The sequence below is a fragment of the Streptomyces sp. NPDC090108 genome, assembly GCF_044747185.1.
GTDB lineage: Bacteria > Actinomycetota > Actinomycetes > Streptomycetales > Streptomycetaceae > Streptomyces.
This window is the reverse complement of record NZ_JBIVDQ010000009.1, coordinates 40,742-60,291: the sequence shown is the minus strand read 5'-3', so window position 1 is coordinate 60,291 and position 19,550 is coordinate 40,742. Positions and strand designations below refer to the sequence as shown.

Genomic DNA, 19,550 nt, shown 5'->3' with positions numbered 1-19,550 from the left:
TCACCGCCATGCCTCCGGCCAAGAAGCGTGCCCGCAGTTACGACCCCGCCAGGACCCGTGCGGCGGTCCTCGCCCAACTCGGCCACCTGCGGCAGGCCGTAGGCGGTCTCACCCCCGGACAGCTCGCCCTGCCCACCCGGCTCGGCGGCCTGACCGCAGGGGAGCTGGTCGCGCACATCGGGGAGGCCGTCGCCGACGTCGGCCGGGCCGTCGCGGCCCCGGCTCCGCTCCGGCAGGACGTCCAGGTGGTCCAGTGGCCCTCCCGCTCGGCCTGCGGCGCCGCCGCGGCCGACGCGGGCGTCCGGGACCTCGCCGCCCGCCACCCCGACCCGGGCGCCTTCCTGGAGGAGGCGGAGCGGGACCTGCGCGGGCTTCTCGCCGCGCATCCGGCCGGCCGGCTCGTCCGGTCGGACACCGGCGCGCTGCCCCTGGACGACTACCTCGTCACCCGTGCGGTGGAACTCGTCGTCCACACCGACGACCTGAACGCCGCCGTGTCCGGCCTCGACGTGCCCTGCGACCGGCAGGCCCTCGCCGCGGCCACCCGGCTGCTGCTCGACGCCCTCGCCCTGCGCGCCCCCGGCGGCACCACCGAGGTGCGCGTGCCGCCGTACGCCGTGGTGCAGTGCGTCGAGGGCCCCCGGCACACCCGCGGCACCCCGCCCAACGTGGTGGAGACCGACCCGCTGACCTGGATCCGGCTCGCCACCGGCCGCACGTCCTGGAGCGACGCCCTCGGGCGCGCCGAGGTCAGCGCGAGCGGCGAGCGCGCGGACCTCTCGCAGCTGCTGCCGCTCATGGACTGAAGCCCCCGCCCGGCGTTCTCCGGCGCCGCGCCCGCGGCAGCGGAACCGGATGCTGCCGAGGCGCGTCGAATCGGTATGTACCGGCACAAGAGGAACAGGTATCCGATCCTGGCCGCCGCGCTGCTCCCGCTCGTGGTGGCCTGCGGCGGCGAGGCGGCCGGCAGCGGCGGGGCGGCGGGCAGCGGCTCGGTGGCGCGCGACCCGGTGGCCGGCGTCGACTGGCGCGTCGACAGCGTCACCGCCCACGGCACGACCCTGCGCGCCCCCGCCGCCGCCCGCCTCCGTGTCGACCTGGACTCCGCGGGCGGCCGCGGCGACGGGGAGGGAAGGGCGGGCGGCAGTCTCGGCTGCAACCTCTTCAGCGCGCCGGTCACCGTGCACGGCGACCGGATCGCCTTCGGGGCCCTGCGGACGACCCGGATGGCCTGCGACCCCGCCCGCATGACCTTCGAGCGGACGCTCGCCGGTGTGCTCGGCCGACACACCCTCAGCAGCCGGGCGGACAAAGGGAAACTCACCCTCACCACAGGTCACGGGGAGCGGGTGGATCTCAGCCGGAACGCCCCCGGCTGATGTGCGACACCTCACTCGTGGTGCGCGCGTAACGGGCCCCCGAGGCCGCCCCGGAGCCGCCCGCGCACCGGACCGGTTTCGAGCCCAACGCTCTGACCTGCGAAAACCCGAAAACAACCAAGGTGATCGGCATTCCAGGATCGGAGACCGGCACGTATCCCCAATTCGGACCAGCGGTCGGCCTCGCCTACACTCGGTGGCGTGCCACGTGGTGACGGTCGACTCAATCACGATCTGCTTCCCAGCGAAAAGGGCCCCCAGGACGCTTGCGGCGTCTTCGGTGTCTGGGCTCCGGGCGAAGAGGTCGCAAAGCTCACGTACTTCGGGCTCTACGCCCTCCAGCACCGGGGTCAGGAATCCGCGGGAATCGCGGTAAGCAACGGCTCCCAGATCCTCGTCTTCAAGGACATGGGCCTGGTCTCCCAGGTCTTCGACGAAACAGCCCTCGGTTCGCTCCAGGGGCACATCGCCATCGGACATGCCCGCTACTCCACCACCGGTGCCTCGGTGTGGGAGAACGCGCAGCCGACCTTCCGTGCCACCGCGCACGGTTCCATCGCCCTCGCGCACAACGGCAACCTGGTCAACACGGCGCAGCTCGCCGGGATGGTCGCCGACCTGCCGAAGGACACCAACGGCCGCTCCACCCGGGTCGCGGCCACCAACGACACCGACCTCGTCACGGCGCTCCTCGCCGGCCAGGTCGACACCGACGGCAAGCCGCTGACCGTCGAGGAGGCCGCGCAGCGCGTCCTCCCGCAGGTGAGGGGCGCCTTCAGCCTCGCCTTCATGGACGAGCACACGCTCTACGCGGCCCGCGACCCGCAGGGCATCCGCCCGCTGGTCCTCGGCCGGCTGGAGCGCGGCTGGGTCGTCGCCTCCGAGACCGCGGCGCTCGACATCGTGGGTGCGAGCTTCGTGCGCGAGATCGAGCCGGGCGAGTTCGTCGCCATCGACGAGAACGGCCTCCGCACCTCGCGATTCGCGGAAGCGAAGCCCAAGGGCTGTGTCTTCGAGTACGTGTACCTGGCCCGCCCGGACACCGACATCGCCGGCCGGAACGTCTACCTGTCCCGTGTCGAGATGGGCCGGCGCCTCGCCAAGGAGGCCCCGGTCGACGCGGATCTGGTGATACCGACCCCGGAGTCCGGCACCCCGGCCGCCGTCGGCTACGCGGAGGCCTCCGGCATCCCGTTCGGCACCGGCCTGGTCAAGAACGCCTACGTCGGCCGGACCTTCATCCAGCCCTCGCAGACCATCCGCCAGCTCGGCATCCGCCTGAAGCTGAACCCGCTGAAGGAAGTCATCAAGGGCAAGCGGCTGGTCGTCGTCGACGACTCGATCGTGCGCGGCAACACCCAGCGCGCTCTGGTCCGCATGCTCCGCGAGGCGGGCGCGGCCGAGGTCCACATCCGGATCTCCTCGCCGCCGGTGAAGTGGCCCTGCTTCTTCGGCATCGACTTCGCCACCCGCGCCGAACTCATCGCCAACGGCATGACCATCGACGAGATCACCGACTCGCTCGGCGCCGACTCCCTGGCGTACATCTCCCTCGACGGCATGGTCGACGCGACCACCATCGCCAAGCCGGACCTGTGCCGCGCCTGCTTCGACGGTGAGTACCCGATGGAGCTGCCGGATCCCGAACTGCTCGGCAAGCAGCTCCTGGAGACCGAGATCGCCTCGGGGCCCGCCGCCACGGCCGCCTCCGACGCGATCCGTCGCCCGTAAGCCCCGCAGCACTACAGCTGTACGACACGAAAGCTCTCAAAGTCATGACTCCTGAGACCACTGGTGCCAGCTACGCGAGCGCGGGCGTCGACATCGAGGCGGGCGACCGCGCCGTCGAGCTGATGAAGGAGTGGGTGAAGAAGACCCGGCGCCCCGAGGTCCTCGGCGGCCTCGGCGGCTTCGCCGGCCTCTTCGACGCCTCCGCCCTCAAGCGTTTCGAGCGTCCCCTGCTCGCCTCCGCCACCGACGGCGTCGGCACGAAGGTCGACATCGCGCGCCGGCTGGGCGTCTACGACACCATCGGCCACGACCTGGTCGCGATGGTCATGGACGACATCGTCGTCTGCGGTGCCGAACCGCTGTTCATGACCGACTACATCTGCGTCGGCAAGGTCCACCCCGAGCGGGTCGCCGCGATCGTCAAGGGCATCGCGGAGGGCTGCGTGCTGGCCGGCTGCGCTCTGGTGGGCGGCGAGACGGCCGAACACCCGGGGCTGCTCGGCCCGGACGACTTCGACGTCGCCGGCGCCGGTACGGGCGTCGTGGAGGCCGACCGGCTGCTCGGCGCGGATCGTATCCGTAAGGGGGACGCGGTGATCGCCATGACGTCCTCCGGGCTTCACTCGAACGGGTACTCGCTGGTCCGGCATGTCCTGCTGGAGCGCGCGGGACTGGCCCTGGAGGCGGAGATCGCGGAACTGGGCCGCACCCTCGGTGAGGAGCTGCTGGAGCCCACGAAGATCTACTCGCTGGACTGCCTGGCGCTGACCCGCACCGCCGAGGTGCACGCCTTCAGCCACATCACCGGCGGCGGGCTGGCGGCCAACCTGGCCCGGGTGATCCCGGACGGGCTGCACGCCACCGTGGACCGCTCCACCTGGGCCCCGGGCGCGATCTTCGACCTGGTCGGCCGGACCGGGTCCGTCGAGCGCCTGGAGCTGGAGAAGACCCTGAACATGGGCGTCGGCATGATGGCGATCGTCCCGCAGGAGTCCGCCGAGGTGGCGCTGGCGACGCTGGCCGACCGCGGGGTCGAGGCCTGGGTCGCCGGCGAGATCACCGACCGGGACGGGAACGCGACGGGCGCCGAACTGGTCGGCGACTACGCGGCCTGAGCACGCGCAGACCGCTCGGTCCGGTGACGGCGGGCCGAGCGGACGGCGGCACCGGCATCATGCGCGGCACGGCCTTCGGGGCAGCACGAAACCCGGTCCGGCGCTGAGGCCCCGGACCGGGCAGGTGCACTGCTGAAGCGGCTGAGCGCGTGCTGTCTGAGCGTTACGCGCCGCGACGGTGTTGCGACGCGGGACCGGACTCGTCGTCCTCGTCCTCGTCGTCGTCGTTGTATAGATCCGCGTACTGTGCGTACGGGTCGTCGTCGTCCTCGTCGTCCTCGAACGGCTCGCCGTTAGGCGGCTGGCTCGAAGTCGATGCGCCCAGTTCACTGGCCAGACGCGACAGATCAGTCCCACCGCTGTTGTACTTCAGCTGGCGGGCGACCTTCGTCTGCTTGGCCTTGGCCCGGCCGCGCCCCATGGCTCGACCCCCTCGGTGACGGGGCTCGACGGCCCCAGAGTCTGACACGCGTTCATGTTCCGGAACGGACTCTCCTTGGAGAGGCCGGTCCGTAGGGCTTCCACGGTACCTGAGCCCGCGCCCATACGGTACGTCGCCCGCAGCACGCGCGTGTGCACAGGACCCACGAGGTGCCCTGTCCTCGCTGGTCAGTGGCGATTTTAACCACTTATCGGGGTACGACCCGCCGGTGGGAGTGAGAGTTCTCTCGAAGTTCCCGCCGACGGGTACCGCCCACGCGTCCGATCGGACACCCGATCGCGGGTCCGCGTGGCTCCCGGGTGACGTGCCGGCGACCTCCCGGCGGCGGTCTCGCGGCTGTCTCGCGGTGTCCGGCGGCGTGCCGGTGGCCTGAGGGCGGGACGCCGCCGGCAGGCCACCGGGCGGGCCCGGACTCAGCGGGCCGCGCGCGCCTCCGTCATGCGCTGCTCGGCGATCCGGTCGGCCGCGGCGGCCGGCGGAATCCCGTCCTCCTTCGCACGCGTGAAGATCGTCAGGGTGGTGTCGAAGATCTTCGCCGCCTTCGCCCTGCACCGGTCGAAGTCGAAGCCGTGCAGCTCGTCGGCGACCTGGATGACGCCGCCCGCGTTGACCACGTAGTCGGGCGCGTAGAGGATCCCGCGGTCGGCGAGGTCCTTCTCCACGCCCGGGTGGGCGAGCTGGTTGTTGGCGGCGCCGCACACCACGCGCGCGGTGAGCACCGGCACGGTCTCGTCGTCCAGGGCGCCGCCGAGCGCGCAGGGGGCGTAGATGTCGAGGCCCTCCACGCGGATGAGCGCGTCGGTGTCGGCGACGGCCGTCACCTGCCCCGGGTACTGCTCCAGCAGCCGCCGGACCGCGTCCGCGCGCACGTCGGTGATCACGACCTCGGCGCCCTCGTCGAGCAGGTGGCGCACCAGGTGGTGGCCGACCTTGCCGACACCGGCCACCCCGACCTTGCGGCCGCGCAGCACGGGATCGCCCCACAGGTGCTGGGCGGAGGCGCGCATGCCCTGGTAGACGCCGAAGGCGGTGAGCACGGAGGAGTCGCCCGCCCCGCCGTTCTCGGGGGAGCGGCCGGTCGTCCAGCGGCACTCGCGGGCCACGACGTCCATGTCGGCGACGTAGGTGCCGACGTCGCACGCGGTGACGTACCGGCCGCCGAGGGAGGCGACCATGCGGCCGTAGGCGAGCAGCAGCTCGTCGGTCTTGTCGCGCTCGGGGTCGCCGATGATCACGGCCTTGCCGCCGCCGTGGTCCAGGCCGGCCATGGCGTTCTTGTACGACATCCCGCGCGCGAGGTTGAGCGCGTCGGCGACGGCCTCGGCCTCGTTGGCGTAGGGGTAGAAGCGCGTACCGCCGAGGGCAGGGCCGAGGGCGGTGGAGTGGATGGCGATCACGGCCCTGAGGCCGGTGGCGCGGTCCTGGCAGAGCACGACCTGTTCGTGACCGCCCTGGGCGGAGTGGAACAGCGTGTGCAGGACATCAGCGGGTGCGCCGGTTACGTCGGTCACGGTGGTGACTCCTGTGTACAGAGCGGCGAGTGAAGACGGCTCCCGTGCGGGTGGCGGGGACCGTGGCATGAGCGTAGAGCCTCGGTCCCGTCACCATCCGCGCAGTGTCAAGGATCACTCTCCCGTGCCGCGCGCGCACGTAACGCCGTGGCACGATTTGCCGTGGTTTCGAGCCGGACCCGGTGGGGAGGACGCAGGCGTGCCCAAGGTGTCCTCCGTCGTCGTCCCCTATGCCGCGTACCTGCGTGTGTACGAGCCGCTGGCAGCCTTCCCGGAGCCGGAGCGCTCCCACTGGGCCCGGTACGCCCGCCGGGGGGACCGGCCCTCGTACCAGGACGAACTGCGGCGCTCGCTGGCCGACCTGCTGCCCACCCCGCCCGTCGTCGTGCCGGTGCACGAGAGCGGTGACGCCTTCGTGCTGGAGTCCGACGGCGTCGTCTGCGTCTGCCCCTGGCGGACCCGGCTGCGCGGCTGGCAGGCCCTGGGCGAGCTGGCCGGGGAGCTGCCCGCGCCGGTGCTGGACGCGGTCCTGCCGCCGCTGGTGCGCGACCAGGCCGCCCAGGACTACGAGCGCTGGCTGGCCCGCAACCCCGACGCCCGGCCCTGGATCCGCACGGCGACCTGGCAGATCCCGCTGAACTGGTTCGTCCTGGTCGCCGACGAGGAGCGGCGGTTCGAGAAGGGGACCGGCGAGGTGCCCCCGATGCTGCGCTACCGCACGCCCATGGTGCAGGCCCGGCGACGGGTGGCGAGGGCGCTGCGCACGCTCAAGGAGACGCTGGACGAGGGGCCGCTGATCGAGGGCCTGGTGAACGTGGGGCGGTGGCTGGAGGAATTCCATCCGCGCTCGCTGGTGGAGCTGGACTACGGCGGCCTGGTGCATCTGGTGCCGGCCGGCGAGCTGGAGGACGACCGTTCCGCGGCCGATGTGGCGGCGGGTGTCGAGGCGTTGCGCCGGGGCGACGGCATCGCCGCCGGCGAGGCCTACGGCCGGCTGGTGGAGCGGTGGCGAGCGGTGCGGGACCTGCGCTCCGCGAACTGAGTGACGTGGGTCACGGTCGAAATGCCCTCGAACAGCGTACGGTCTACCGCACTTGGAACACCTGACGGGCCGTTGGCCCGATCCGGGCTTTTGCCTCAAGGGTGACGGACGGCACTTACAAGGCGCTTGCGTCTCTTGCCGCCCCTCGTGCCAAAATAGGACAAGGAGCCCGGGGAGGGTTCCGCACGCCCATCTATGCTCCCGTATGGGCGGAATCTTCGCATTGCACGCTTTGGGGGGTCTGGCGACTCCTGATCGCCCTGTGACTGATCGTCACAGTGGCGTGACTGTCCGCTATGGCATGGTCCATCGGCTTCCGTCGCTGATGAACACCTGGGAGGGCAATTCCATCGGTTTGGCCGACGCGGCTGGACAGATGGTGTAGTTGTAGTGCCGAGGACAAGCCGTTCGTCCTATAACCGACTCGACTCGCGTCCGCCATTTCGGGCAACGCGGGTCAAGGTGCAGAATTTAGAGGAAAGAACCGAGAAGGTTCGGTTCTCCCGAGGAGGCCGCTCATGACCGCTCGCACCCCTGATGCCGAGCCGCTGCTGACCCCGGCTGAGGTCGCCACGATGTTCCGTGTTGACCCGAAGACGGTCACGCGGTGGGCGAAGGCCGGCAAGCTGACGTCGATCCGTACGCTCGGCGGACACCGCCGTTACCGCGAGGCCGAGGTCCGCGCACTGCTGGCGGGCATCCCGCAGCAGCGCAGCGAGGCCTGAACAATCGCATAACCGGGCAATCCGGCCGACCCCCAACCGGTCGAGGCGCCCGTCTCCTGGCTCCAAGCGACGCGGGACCTGCCCCAACAGGCCTCACGCCCACGCCGAACGGCACGTTCATGGCAAGCAGCACAGGGTGCGTCGTAGATCGCGCTGGACTCCGCCGAGTCCAGCGCGATCTTTTTTGTGCGCTGGTCGGGGGTGTCGCGGGGGCTTCGTGAGCGGCCTTGTCGGAGTCTGGGGAGGGCTGTCGGAACGGCTGCGCACGGCCCTCGGGGTGGGTGCAATTGCACATATTAAATTGACCACTTGTATGAGGGTGGTAAGTGCCACCGTTTCAAAAACTCATGTGGTGACACCCGTCACATGCCGGTCGCCTTGTTGCCATCGGCATGTGTGCGCTAGTGGAGTTCAGCGTTCCACCACCCCACGCCTGTGCGGCTGTTGGGGCCGGCGACCGCTCAGGCGCCGCGGGGGACCTCGTCCTCGGCGGCCTCCTCGCCCGCGTCCTCGGCGTTCGGCCCGGCGTCCATCGCCAGCCGCAGCAGGTGGCGGCAGACGCGGCAGTGGCGGGTCGCGTGCGGGTACGGCGAGGCGGCCGACAGATGCGCCCTCAGGAGCGCCCGCGTCTCATGCCTGGCCGATGTCGCCATGTGCCACCTCCGCGGGCCGTACAGGGAAGCGGGCCCTGGTCTCTGGGTACCGGCCGGATGTGGCCCCGTCAAGAGCGCCCGCGCCCCCGGCGGCCCGCCCCGGCGGCTCCCGGCGTCGCGCGCGGGGCGCCCCGGGGGGAACGGGGTGCATGAGGCGCGTGGGGCGCACGGGGGCTCGGGGGCCGAGGGCGCGGGGGCTGCCGGAGGGGGCGCGGGGGCGCCGGCGGGCTGACGGGCCGTCGGATCGGCGGGCGGCCGGTGACGTGCCCGAGCGCGCTGTACGGCGGTGGCGGTGGCGGCGATGGTGACGGCCGCGCACGGGCAGGGCCGGAGTGGGCCGGGGGCCGGGTACGGCAGAAGGCCCTCATCCGGGCGGGATGAGGGCCTTCTGTTCTGCGGTCCTGACGGGATTTGAACCCGCGGCCTCCACCTTGACAGGGTGGCGAGCACTCCAAACTGCTCCACAGGACCAGGTTTCGCGGCGCTTTTTCCTACTGCGTTGCGCTGCGAGACAGACTGTACAGGAGGGTGAGGGCCGAGGTCGAACTCACCCTCCGTACCTGTCCGCTCACGGTGCGGCCGCGTCGATCGCCTTCACGATCCGCTTGTCGGAGACGGGGTACGCCGTGCCCAGCGCGTGCGCGAAGTAGCTGACCCGGAGCTCCTCGATCATCCAGCGGATGTCCAGGACCTGCTGGGGCACCGGCCGGCCCTTCGGGAGCTGCTCCAGCAGCCACGCGTACTCGTCCCGCATCTCGTGGACCTTCTCCATGCGGCTGGTGTCCCGCTGCACGCCGGTCGCCATCTGCTGCAGGCGCCGGTCCGCGGCCACCAGGTAGCGCATGAGGTCGGGCAGGCGGCGTATGCCCGCCCAGGTCACGAAGCCGGGCTTCACCAGGGCGTCCAGCTGGCCCCGGACGTCCGCCAGGTTCGCCAGCAGCACGGGGCTGCGTACGGACTTCAGGCGCCGCTCACAGGCCTGCCAGGCGGCGAGGACCTGCTGCACCTGGCCGACCGTGCGGACCGTCGTGTCGACGATCTCCGCGCGCACCTTGTCGTACAGCTTCCGGTACGACTCCTCGTCCCAGACCGGGCCGCCGAAGTCCGCGATCAGCTTGTCCGCGGCCGCCATCGCGCAGTCGTCGAACAGGGCCTGGACCGAGCCGTGCGGATTGGCGGAGAGCGCCAGCTTCTGCGCGTTCGTCAGCTTGTCCGAGGCGAACTTGCCGGGGTTCACCGGGATGTTGCGCAGGATGAGCCGCCGGGTGCCCCGCCACATCGCCTCGGCCTGCTCCTCCTCGGTGTCGAAGAGGCGGACCGAGACCGTGTCGCCGTCGTCCACCAGGGCCGGGTAGGCCTTGACCGGCTGTCCGGCCCGGCGCGTCTCGAAGACCCGGGTGAGCGTGCCGATCGTCCAGTCGGTCAGGCCGCTCCGCTCCAGTGACGGGCCGCCCTGGCGGGAGGCGGTCGCCGCGGCGGCCTGCGACAGGGCCTGGCGCGCCTTCGGCTTCAGCTGGAGCCTGAGCGCCTCCAGGTCCTTGTCCTCGGCCAGCTTGCGGCGCCGCTCGTCGACGATACGGAAGGTGATCTTGAGGTGGTCCGGGACCTTGGAGAGATCGAAGTCCTCCGCCTCGAAGGGGACACCGACCATCCGCTTCAGCTCGCGGGCCATGGTGACCGTGAGCGGCTCCTGCAGGGGCACCGCGCGCTCCAGGAACTTCTTGGCGTAGTTCGGCGCGGGCACGTAGTTGCGGCGGATCGGCTTGGGCAGCGTACGGATCAGCTCCGTCACCACTTCCTCGCGCAGACCCGGGATCTGCCAGTCGAAGCCCTCGTCCGTGACCTGGTTGAGCACCTGGAGCGGGATGTGGACGGTCACGCCGTCCGCGTCCGCGCCGGGCTCGAACTGGTAGGTCACCCGGAACTTGAGGGCGCCCTGCTGCCAGGAGTCCGGGTAGTCGGCCTTGGTGACCGCCTCCGCCGACTCCCGGATGAGCATCTCCCGCTCGAAGTCGAGGAAGTCGGGCTGCTCGTGCCGCTTGTGCTTCCACCAGGAGTCGAAGTGGGCTCCGGACACGACGTGTTCGGGCACCCGCTGGTCGTAGAAGTCGAACAGCGTGTCGTCGTCCACGACGATGTCCCGGCGCCGCGCCCGGTGCTCCAGCTCCTCGACCTCGCTCAGCAGCTTGCGGTTGTCGGCGAAGAACTTGTGGTGCGTGCGCCAGTCGCCCTCGACGAGGGCGTTGCGGATGAACAGCTCGCGGGAGACCTCGGGGTCGATACGGCCGTAGTTGATCTTTCGCTGGGCGACGATCGGGACGCCGTACAACGTCACCTTCTCGTACGCCATCACGGCCGCCTGGTCCTTCTCCCAGTGCGGTTCGCTGTACGTCCGCTTCAGCAGGTGGCCGGCGAGCGGCTCGACCCACTCGGGCTCGATCTTCGCGTTGACCCGGGCCCACAGGCGGCTGGTCTCCACGAGCTCGGCCGACATCACGAACTTCGGCTGCTTCTTGAACAGCGAGGAGCCGGGGAAGACCGCGAACTTGGCGTTGCGGGCGCCCAGGTACTCGTTCTTGTTGCCGTCCTTCACATCCTTCATCCCGATGTGGGAGAGGAGGCCGGCGAGCAGGGAGACGTGGACGCGGTCGGCGGGGGCGTCGTCCTCGCTCAGATGGATGCCCATCTGCTTGGCGACCGTGCGCAGCTGGACGTAGATGTCCTGCCATTCGCGGATGCGCAGGAAGTTCAGGTACTCCTGCTTGCACATCCGGCGGAAGGACGACGAGCCGCGCTCCTTCTGCTGCTCGCGGACGTACCGCCACAGGTTCAGGTAGGCGAGGAAGTCGCTGGTCTCGTCCTTGAAGCGGGCGTGCTGCTGGTCGGCCTGCGCCTGCTTCTCCGCGGGGCGCTCGCGCGGGTCCTGGATGGACAGCGCGGCCGCGATCACCATGACCTCGCGCACGCAGCCGTTCCGGTCGGCTTCCAGGACCATCCGCGCCAGGCGCGGGTCGACGGGCAGCTGGGCGAGCTTGCGGCCGGTGTCGGTGAGCCGCTTGCGCGGGTCCTTCTGGTCCGGGTCGAGGGCGTTCAGCTCCTGGAGCAGCTGGACGCCGTCGCGGATGTTGCGGTGGTCCGGCGGGTCGATGAAGGGGAACTTCTCGATGTCGCCGAGGCCGGCCGCGGTCATCTGGAGGATGACGGAGGCGAGGTTGGTGCGCAGGATCTCGGCGTCCGTGAACTCCGGCCGGCCGAGGAAGTCGTCCTCGGAGTACAGCCGGACGCAGATGCCGTCGGAGGTACGGCCGCAGCGGCCCTTGCGCTGGTTGGCGCTGGCCTGCGAGACCGGCTCGATGGGCAGCCGCTGGACCTTGGTGCGGTGGCTGTAGCGGCTGATCCTGGCGAATCCGGGGTCGATGACGTACTTGATGCCGGGGACCGTCAGGGAGGTCTCGGCGACGTTGGTCGCGAGCACGATCCGCCGGCCGGTGTGCGCCTGGAAGACCCGGTGCTGCTCGGCGTGCGAGAGCCGGGCGTACAGCGGCAGCACCTCGGTGAATCTGTACTTCTTCTTCTCCAGCGCGTCCGCGGTGTCCCGGATCTCCCGCTCGCCCGAGAGGAAGACGAGGATGTCGCCCTTGCCCTCCGCCATCAGCTCCTCGACGGCGTCGGTGATCGCGGTGATCTGGTCGCGGTCGGCGTCCTCGGCGTCCTCCTCCAGCAGCGGCCGGTAGCGCACCTCGACCGGGTAGGTCCGGCCGCTGACCTCGACGATCGGGGCGTCCCCGAAGTGCCGGGAGAAGCGCTCGGGGTCGATGGTCGCCGAGGTGATGACGACCTTCAGGTCCGGCCGCTTCGGCAGCAGCTGGGCGAGGTAGCCGAGCAGGAAGTCGATGTTGAGGGACCGCTCGTGGGCCTCGTCGATGATGATCGTGTCGTAGGCGCGCAGCTCGCGGTCCGTCTGGATCTCGGCGAGCAGGATGCCGTCCGTCATCAGCTTGATGAAGGTGGCGTCCGGGTTCACCTGGTCCGTGAAGCGGACCTTCCAGCCGACGGCCTCGCCCAGTGGCGTCCTCAGCTCGTCCGCCACCCGCTCGGCCACGGTCCGGGCGGCGATACGGCGGGGCTGGGTGTGCCCGATCATGCCGCGCACCCCGCGGCCCAGCTCCATGCAGATCTTCGGGATCTGCGTGGTCTTGCCGGACCCGGTCTCACCGGCCACGATGACGACCTGGTGGTCGCGGATGGCGGCCGCGATCTCGTCCTTCTTCTGGCTGACCGGCAGCTGCTCGGGATAGCTGACGGCGGGCACACGGGTGCGCCGCTCGCCCATGCGGATCTCGGCCTTGCCGACCTCGGCCTCGATCTCGGCGAGGACGGCGGCTCGGGCCTCCGGCTTGCGGATCTTGCGCGCGCCTTCGAGCCGCCGGCCGAGCCGGTGCGCGTCACGCAGCGACAGCTCGGTCAGTCGGGGGGCGAGGGCGCCGAGGGTGGGGGCAGGATGCGTAGACATACGCGATCCAGGATCTCACCTCGGGCAATTTCCTGGCGAACGAAAATCGCCCGGCCCCCTCAGGAGGCGCCCGCGGTGCCCGCGGAGACCGCAGCGCCGCCGTGCCCGCCGCGGGCGATCGGACGGACAACGTCGGACATGCGCCGTTGTGCGTGCACCGTCGGACATACGTCTTCGGACATACAACAAGGCCCCGATCCGAAGATCGGGGCCTTAGCTGTGGCTGGGGCCGGGGTCGAACCGGCGACCTATCGCTTTTCAGGCGATCGCTCGTACCAACTGAGCTACCCAGCCACGAGGTTTCACGTGAAACAAAACCTCAGCGGTCCTGACGGGATTTGAACCCGCGGCCTCCACCTTGACAGGGTGGCGAGCACTCCAAACTGCTCCACAGGACCAAGCGTTGTGTACAACAGTGTCGCACACGGTCGAACGTGCTCCCAAAGTGATTTTCACCTGTGGTTCAGGTGGCCATCCCCGCTGGGGTGACGTTGCTGGAGCAGCGTATCAGAGGACGGGGGTGCACTGAAAACGCGCTGACCGGGGGGTTCCGCCCCGCGGGGACGCGCGGGTGCCGGCCGGGCTCCTCGGCGCGTCCGCGCGTCCTCCCGGTCACCGTCCGGGCCGCCGGATCACCGCCCCGGCGCCCGGCCGAAGAGGCGGCCCGCCAGGTCGACGCCCGTGATCTCGCCCTTGCCGTCGCGGCTGAAGAAGCCGCGCTGCCCCTTCAGGCCGCCCTCGGTGATGACGTATTCGTCGCCGTCGCCGGGCAGGAAGCCCATGGCGGCCGGCGCGTGGTCCGGCGGCATGTCGGCGTCGGAGGCCGCGCGGATCTCCGGCTTGATGCGGACGCCGAGGGTGAGCGCGCCGCCGTCGTCGGCGATGTCGAGGTCCATGGCGTCGATCTCGTACCGTCCGGCGGCCTCCCGCGCGCGTGCCGCGTCGTACGGGACCGGCTCGGCGTCCCGCTCGGTGAGCCCGAGGTAGTGCCCGAGCGCCCAGCGCAGCACGGCCTGGTTGAAGGGGAGACCGCCCGGTCCCTCGTTGGCCAGGGACACGACGGCGAAGTTCCGCTCGGGGACGATGAGCAGTTCGGCGAACTGCCCGTTGCCCGAGCCGCCGTGTCCGATGGTGCGGACGCCGTCCACCCCGCGCAGGAACCAGCAGATGCCGAGGCCGTCGCCGAGTGTGCTGCCGCGCAGAGCGACCGTCTCCTCCCGCATGCTCCGCACCGCCTCGGCCGGCAGCACGCCGGAGCCGCCCTCCAGGTGGAAGCGGGCCCAGCGCAGCAGGTCGCTCGTGCTGGAGACGGCGCCGCCGCCGGGGTTGTCGCCCCGGGTCCCGGCCGGGTGCGCCTTCCACGGCCGCGCGGCGCGGAGCGCGCCGTCCTCGCCGCGGTTGTGGCCCACGGCGAACCGCCTGACCATCACGTCGTCCAGGTCGAAGAAGGTGTTGTCCAGCCCCAGCGGTTCCAGGACCAGCGCGGCCACCGCCTTCTCGTACGGCAGTCCGGTCACCTTCTCGATGATCCGTCCGGCGAGGTTGTAGCCGGCCTGGCTGTAGGAGGCCCGGGCGCCGGGCGGCGCGATGATCTCCAGGCCGTCCAGCGCCGCCACGAACGCGGCGAGGGAGCCGTCGCCGTGGGCGCCGATCAGGTTCCAGCCCAGGCCCGCGGTGTGGTTGAGCAGGTTGAGCACGGTGATCCGCTCCGCCGACTCCTCATCGGCGAGGGCCAGTTCGGGGACGTACCGGCGTACCGGGGCGCCGAGGTCGACCTTTCCCTCCTGGGCCAGGCGCAGGAGCGCGGTCGCGGTGTAGGTCTTGCTCACCGACGCCACGTGGAACAGCGTCCGCTCGTCCACCGGCAGCGGGTTGTCGACGCTGGTGACGCCGTGCGACGCGTGGATCTCCCGGCCGTCGGCCAGGATGCCCACCGAGGCGCCCGGGACGCCGAACTCCGCCGCTGCCGCCTCGACGGCGGCGGCCAGGTGCTGCTGGGACACGACGATCTCCTCACCTAGGGATTGAACTAAGTGCAAGTCGACTGTAGGGCTTCACTTGAACGGTGTGCAAGAGGATGGCGCGAGCCCGCCGCGGTGCTTCCCGGCAGCCGGGGTCTCCTGGGGGACGGCTCCCCGGACGCCCTAGGCGGCCGGGTGCGGGTTCTGGTGCCGGTCGCCGAGCCGGAGCTCCAGGCCGTCCAGCAGGGCCCGGAGGCCGACCTCGAAGCTCCGGTCCGGGGCGGCCGCGTACTCCCGGGCGGCGTAAGTGTCCAGCCGCTCCCGCAGGCGCGGGTAGCGCTGGGCGATCTCGGTGGCCCTGGCCATCGACTCCCGCATCAGCGCCTCGGCCTCGTCCCCGCCGCGGGTCAGCCTGCGGTCCGCGGAGACGGCCGCGGACAGGCTCAGGGCGTGGCCGAGCACGTAGGTGAAGACGGCGCCGGCCGCCTGGTCGGCCTCGGTTCCCCGGAAGCCGGCCCGTTCGTAGACCGCGAGGATGTGGTCGTCGTGACGGGCCTTGTTCTCGCCGTAGAGGGGCTGGGAGGCGAAGGCCTGGACCAGCCACGGGTGCCGGGCCAGCATGGCGTGGAGGTCCCCGGCCATCCGCTCGGCGGCCGTGCGCCAGCCGACGGCGTCGAGGTCGGGCAGTCCGACCTCGTTCCACACCTCGTTGCAGGCCAGCACGACGAGATGGTCCTTGTTCTTGACGTGCCAGTACATCGCCGTGGCGGCCGAGTTCAGCCGCTTGCCCAGGCTGCGCATGTTCAGGCCGTCGAGGCCCTCCGCGTCCAGCAGCGCGATCGCGGCCCGGACGATCTGTTCCCTGGTCAACGTGTCACGCGGCATGGGGTCAGGCTAGAGCGGGGCCCCGGGTTGCACAATGTTCAAGGCGCCGCCCGGGGACCCCGACGGGAGTGGCCAAGCCCCTCCGGCCCCTCCGCCCGCCCCGCCGGTCAGGACCGCAGGGCCTCCACCGGCTGGATCCGCGAGGCCCGCCAGGCCGGATAGAGGCCGGCCAGCACGCCGGTGACCAGCCCGATCAGCGGGGCGGCGGCGACGGTCGCGGGGTGCACGACCGGCGTCCAGTCCCGGGCCAGGGCGACGGCGACCACCGTCACGGTGCCCAGGCTGGTGCCCACCAGGCCGCCGAGGGCGCCGAGGGCTCCGGACTCGGCCAGGAACTGGACGGTGATGTGCCGGGCCCGGGCGCCCAGGGCGCGGCGCAGCCCGATCTCGCCGGTCCGCTCCAGCACCGCGACCAGGGTGGTGTTGGCGATGCCGACCGCGCCGATGATCAGGCAGATCCCGGCCAGCAGCAGGAACAGCTGACTCAGGTCGGAGCCCACGGTCGAGCGCAGGGTCCTGGGGTCCGGGGGCGGGACGGCCTTGAAGTACTCGGGGTGGTCGGGGCGCAGCGCGGTGGGCGCCTCGGTGGCGACCTGCTGAGCGGCGCCCAGGTCGGTGGCGATCAGCATGCCGGACTCGGTGGGGCCGGGGGCGCCCCAGATCTGCTCGGCGGTGGTGCTCGGGACGACGACGGAGAGCAGCAGGTCGGCCTTGCGCTTCACGTCGTCGACGATCCCGACGACGGTGAACGACTCCTCGCCGATGAACAGCGCGGGGTGGGTCTCCAGGGTGGTGATGCCCAGCCGGCTCGCGGTTCCCGCGCCGATCACGGCGACCCGGCCGGTCCGGGCCATCCGCCGGTCGTACAGCCGCCCTTCGGCCAGGGTCGGGACGGCGGCCTCCAGGACGCCGGGCGAGGCCGCGACCACGGGGATCCGCTCGCCTCCGGCGTTGTCGCCGACGGGCGCGGAGCGGACGCTGCCCGCCCGGTCGTCCCGTACGGTCCAGTACACCCCCGCGGCCTCGACCCCGTTCACCCTGCGCATCCGGGCGTCGGCGTCCTCGGGGAAGGCGGGCCCGGTGAGCTGGTCGGGGTCGTCCACCGTCTCCTCGACCGTCACCTCGGTGGCGGTCAGCGCATCGAACCGGGCGTCGATCTGGGACGAGGTGGTCGCGGTCAGTCCGAGGATCGCCACGAACGTGCCGACGCCGAGCACCGTGCCGAGCGCGGTCAGCGCGGAGCGGGCGGGCCGCTGCAGTATCCCGGCCGTGGCCTCGGCGAGCAGGTCGCGGGGGGCGAGGACGGAGGGGGTGACGCCGGCGGAGGGGCGCCTACGCCGGATGCGCGGCCTCACGCGGCCACCCGCTGCTCACGCAGGACACCGTCGCGGATGGCTACGGTGCGGCCACCACGGGCGGCCACCTCCAGATCGTGCGTGATCAGCAGGATGGTCATCCCGTCGGCGTGCAGTTCGTCCAGCAGTCCGAGGACCGCCCCGGCGTTGGCGGTGTCGAGGTTGCCGGTGGGCTCGTCGCACAGCAGCAGGGAGGGGCCGGCGGCCAGCGCCCGGGCGATGGCGACGCGTTGGCGCTCACCGCCCGAGAGCCTGGTGGGCAGCGAGTCGACGCGGTGGCCGAGGCCCACGCGGACCAGGGCGTCGCGGGCGCGTGCGGCCCGCTCGGCACGGGGGACGCCGTTGTAGACCATGGCCAGGGTGACGTTCTCCAGCGCCGAGCGGTGCGGCAGCAGATGAAAGGCCTGGAAGACGAAGCCGATGCGACGGCCGCGCAGCGCGGTCCGGTCGGCGTCGCCCAGCGCGCCGGTGTCGTGGCCGTCGAGGAGGTACGTGCCGTGGGTGGGGGCGTCCAGCAGCCCGGCTATGTTGAGGAAGGTGGACTTGCCCGAGCCCGAAGGCCCTACGACGGTGACGAATTCCCCTGGTTCGACCAGCAGTTCACACGGCTTGAGGGCGGGCACGGGCGGCGGCCCCGGATAGGTGAGGCCGACCTGGCGGAACTCGATGACCGGCGTCACCGGCCCACCGCCCCCTTCTTCACGCCCACGATGACCTGCTCGCCCTTGGCCAGCCGGGCGGTTCCCACCGGCTCCACGGCGACGAAGCCGTCGCCCGCGGTGCCCGTGCGCACCTGCACCCGACGCTGCCCGCCGTCCGGCCGGAGCACCGTGACCGTGGTGCGGCCGTCGGCGCCCGCGGTCAGCGCGGTGATCGGTACGACCAGCGCCTTGCCGTCGGTGCGGGCCGCCTCGATGGTCAGCCGCACGTCCTGCCCGGCCAGCCGGGCGTCCAGGGCCTTGTCCGGATCGACCCGCAGCAGATAGCCGCTCTGCCCCGGTGCCGCCTGCGCCTCGCCGTCCGGCTCGCCCCGGCCGTCACCACCCCCGCCGGTGCTGTCCTGCACCGTCGGCGAACCGGCCAGCGAACCCACCTTCGCCCGTGCCTCGATGCCGGTCAGCTCCGAGTAGATCTGCACCCGCTGACCCTTGCGCACCAGGCCCTGCTGGTGCTCCTGCAGATAGGCCTGCACCGCGAGCTTCCCGCCGGACACCGTCAGCATCGTCCCGTTCACGGGCGCACCCACCCGCCCCGGCACCGCGTCCACCCGGGCGGGAAAGCCCTGCAGGAAGACCACTTCGCCGGCCGGCAGCCGGGGACCGGACGCGGCCTGCGCGGCAGCCAGATCGTTCCGCGCCTCGGCCAGATCGTCCCGCGCGTACTGCACCGCGCGCGCCGGCCCCTTGTCCTTGGAGTCCTGGGCCTCCTGCAACGCCCGCTCGGCCGCCGTCACGGCGTCCTCGGCCGTCTTCAGGCCCTGCCCGTCGTCGTCCACGGTCGGCAGCGGGTCGTAACCGATCGCCGCGTAGAAGGCGTCGAGAGCGGCCTTGGTCCCCGCTCCGAAGGTGCCGGCGGGGTCGGCGCCCGTGCCGTGCCCCAGACCGCGCAGCGCCTTCTGCAGCTGCTTCACGTCGTCGCCCTCCGCGCCGGGCTTGAGGTCGCGGTAGACGGGTATCCGCCCGGGCAGGGCGAACACCGGCCGCCCGGAGACCTCGAGCAGCACCTGCCCGGCCTTCACCCGGTCGCCCTGCCCGACCGGCAGCTTGGTCACGACGGGTGCGGCGCCGTCCTCCCCGCCGGTCACCTGCGGTGCCACGTCCACACTCTGGCCGGCGACGACCTGCCCGCGCACGATCACCGACGACGTCAGCACCCGGTACTCGACCGGTGACGTCAGTACCGACCGCTCCGGCGGCCGCGCCTCCGCCGCCGCCTGCGCAGGCGATCTGATCAGCGTGGACGCCACCACCCCGGCCCCCGCGAGCAACACCGCCCCGCCCGCGACAGCGGAGATCCAGCGGCGTCTGCGCGCAAGCCCGCCGGCGGGACCTCCGGCCGCGACGCCGGCCTCGGCGGCTTCCTGCGTCGTCACAACGGGTTCGAGCCCGGCATCCGATCGTGCGGTCACTTCGTCACATTTCCTCGTCGCGCCGCCGCAGAACGGGCCGGTCCGCCGCTGACCCCATCACGTGACGAGAGCCGCCGTCTACTGGCCCGAAGGACAGTAGACGGAGATCA

15 protein-coding genes and 3 tRNA genes are annotated in these 19,550 nt (G+C 71.6%); 6 read left to right on the top strand and 12 right to left on the bottom strand.

Features of this window, described 5'->3' with window-relative positions; all coding sequences use genetic code 11:
• Nucleotides 1–8 precede the first annotated feature (8 nt).
• The 4 genes from ACIPRD_RS28440 (at nucleotide 9) to purM (ending at nucleotide 4,225) form a co-directional block, all read left to right on the top strand.
• Nucleotides 9–806, top strand: a complete 798-nt coding sequence (locus tag ACIPRD_RS28440) for a sterol carrier family protein (protein ID WP_401567143.1) — start codon at nucleotides 9–11, stop codon at nucleotides 804–806.
• A gap of 75 nt (nucleotides 807–881) precedes the next feature.
• Nucleotides 882–1,379: an META domain-containing protein gene (locus ACIPRD_RS28435; protein ID WP_401567140.1), complete on the top strand. Its 498-nt coding sequence runs from the start codon at nucleotides 882–884 to the stop codon at nucleotides 1,377–1,379.
• A gap of 201 nt (nucleotides 1,380–1,580) precedes the next feature.
• Nucleotides 1,581–3,110 carry an amidophosphoribosyltransferase gene (gene purF / locus ACIPRD_RS28430; RefSeq protein WP_401567138.1) on the top strand — a complete coding sequence of 510 codons (1,530 nt, stop codon included), beginning with the start codon at nucleotides 1,581–1,583 and terminating at the stop codon, nucleotides 3,108–3,110.
• A 44-nt stretch (nucleotides 3,111–3,154) separates the two neighbouring features.
• A complete protein-coding gene (purM, locus tag ACIPRD_RS28425) occupies nucleotides 3,155–4,225 on the top strand; it encodes a phosphoribosylformylglycinamidine cyclo-ligase (RefSeq protein WP_401567136.1) in 1,071 nt (356 codons plus the stop codon).
• A 163-nt stretch (nucleotides 4,226–4,388) separates the two neighbouring features.
• Here the strand turns inward: purM and ACIPRD_RS28420 are convergent, their stop codons facing one another.
• A complete protein-coding gene (locus tag ACIPRD_RS28420) occupies nucleotides 4,389–4,646 on the bottom strand; it encodes a DUF3073 domain-containing protein (RefSeq protein ID WP_356402350.1) in 258 nt (85 codons plus the stop codon).
• 434 nt (nucleotides 4,647–5,080) lie between these two features.
• Nucleotides 5,081–6,178, bottom strand: a complete 1,098-nt coding sequence (locus ACIPRD_RS28415; RefSeq protein ID WP_401567134.1) for a Leu/Phe/Val dehydrogenase — start codon at nucleotides 6,176–6,178, stop codon at nucleotides 5,081–5,083.
• Nucleotides 6,179–6,377: 199 nt separating this feature from the next.
• Between ACIPRD_RS28415 and ACIPRD_RS28410 the strand changes: the two genes are divergently transcribed.
• Entirely contained in the window at nucleotides 6,378–7,220 is an 843-nt protein-coding gene (locus ACIPRD_RS28410) for a hypothetical protein (RefSeq protein WP_356402354.1), read from the top strand.
• A 518-nt stretch (nucleotides 7,221–7,738) separates the two neighbouring features.
• Nucleotides 7,739–7,945, top strand: a complete 207-nt coding sequence (gene bldC / locus ACIPRD_RS28405) for a developmental transcriptional regulator BldC (protein WP_003949541.1) — start codon at nucleotides 7,739–7,741, stop codon at nucleotides 7,943–7,945.
• A 461-nt stretch (nucleotides 7,946–8,406) separates the two neighbouring features.
• Here bldC and ACIPRD_RS28400 read toward each other — a convergent pair whose 3' ends face one another.
• The 10 genes from ACIPRD_RS28400 to ACIPRD_RS28355 form a co-directional block, all read right to left on the bottom strand.
• The gene (locus ACIPRD_RS28400) at nucleotides 8,407–8,598 is read right to left on the bottom strand and encodes a DUF6274 family protein (RefSeq protein ID WP_356402356.1); all 192 of its coding nucleotides are present in this window, start codon (nucleotides 8,596–8,598) and stop codon (nucleotides 8,407–8,409) included.
• Between the two features lie 396 nt (nucleotides 8,599–8,994).
• Nucleotides 8,995–9,069 (bottom strand) — tRNA-Asp (locus ACIPRD_RS28395).
• 97 nt (nucleotides 9,070–9,166) lie between these two features.
• Nucleotides 9,167–13,111, bottom strand: a complete 3,945-nt coding sequence (gene hrpA, locus ACIPRD_RS28390) for an ATP-dependent RNA helicase HrpA (protein ID WP_401567131.1) — start codon at nucleotides 13,109–13,111, stop codon at nucleotides 9,167–9,169.
• A 220-nt stretch (nucleotides 13,112–13,331) separates the two neighbouring features.
• Nucleotides 13,332–13,405 (bottom strand) — tRNA-Phe (locus ACIPRD_RS28385).
• Between the two features lie 29 nt (nucleotides 13,406–13,434).
• Nucleotides 13,435–13,509, bottom strand: a tRNA-Asp gene (locus ACIPRD_RS28380).
• Nucleotides 13,510–13,743: 234 nt separating this feature from the next.
• On the bottom strand, nucleotides 13,744–15,114 hold the full coding sequence (locus tag ACIPRD_RS28375; protein WP_401567128.1) for a serine hydrolase domain-containing protein: 1,371 nt from the start codon (nucleotides 15,112–15,114) through the stop codon (nucleotides 13,744–13,746).
• A 141-nt stretch (nucleotides 15,115–15,255) separates the two neighbouring features.
• On the bottom strand, nucleotides 15,256–15,957 hold the full coding sequence (locus ACIPRD_RS28370) for a TetR/AcrR family transcriptional regulator C-terminal domain-containing protein (RefSeq protein ID WP_401567126.1): 702 nt from the start codon (nucleotides 15,955–15,957) through the stop codon (nucleotides 15,256–15,258).
• Between the two features lie 107 nt (nucleotides 15,958–16,064).
• Nucleotides 16,065–17,312 carry an ABC transporter permease gene (locus ACIPRD_RS28365; protein ID WP_401567123.1) on the bottom strand — a complete coding sequence of 416 codons (1,248 nt, stop codon included), beginning with the start codon at nucleotides 17,310–17,312 and terminating at the stop codon, nucleotides 16,065–16,067.
• The gene (locus ACIPRD_RS28360) at nucleotides 17,309–17,992 is read right to left on the bottom strand and encodes an ABC transporter ATP-binding protein (protein WP_356402366.1); all 684 of its coding nucleotides are present in this window, start codon (nucleotides 17,990–17,992) and stop codon (nucleotides 17,309–17,311) included. The genes ACIPRD_RS28365 and ACIPRD_RS28360 overlap by 4 nt, the downstream gene beginning before the upstream one ends.
• A complete protein-coding gene (locus tag ACIPRD_RS28355) occupies nucleotides 17,989–19,404 on the bottom strand; it encodes a peptidoglycan-binding protein (RefSeq protein WP_401567120.1) in 1,416 nt (471 codons plus the stop codon). The genes ACIPRD_RS28360 and ACIPRD_RS28355 overlap by 4 nt, the downstream gene beginning before the upstream one ends.
• Nucleotides 19,405–19,550: the final 146 nt, after the last annotated feature.

Excerpts from the sequence above, each read along its gene's own strand:
- ACIPRD_RS28420 (WP_356402350.1), bottom strand. The coding sequence starts at position 4,646 with ATGGGGCGCGGCCGGGCCAAGGCCAAGCAGACGAAGGTCGCCCGCCAG.
- bldC (WP_003949541.1), top strand. The coding sequence starts at position 7,739 with ATGACCGCTCGCACCCCTGATGCCGAGCCGCTGCTGACCCCGGCTGAG.
- ACIPRD_RS28370 (WP_401567126.1), bottom strand. The coding sequence starts at position 15,957 with ATGCCGCGTGACACGTTGACCAGGGAACAGATCGTCCGGGCCGCGATC.
- ACIPRD_RS28400 (WP_356402356.1), bottom strand. The coding sequence starts at position 8,598 with ATGGCGACATCGGCCAGGCATGAGACGCGGGCGCTCCTGAGGGCGCAT.
- ACIPRD_RS28440 (WP_401567143.1), top strand. The coding sequence starts at position 9 with ATGCCTCCGGCCAAGAAGCGTGCCCGCAGTTACGACCCCGCCAGGACC.
- hrpA (WP_401567131.1), bottom strand. The coding sequence starts at position 13,111 with ATGTCTACGCATCCTGCCCCCACCCTCGGCGCCCTCGCCCCCCGACTG.
- purM (WP_401567136.1), top strand. The coding sequence starts at position 3,155 with ATGACTCCTGAGACCACTGGTGCCAGCTACGCGAGCGCGGGCGTCGAC.
- ACIPRD_RS28435 (WP_401567140.1), top strand. The coding sequence starts at position 882 with ATGTACCGGCACAAGAGGAACAGGTATCCGATCCTGGCCGCCGCGCTG.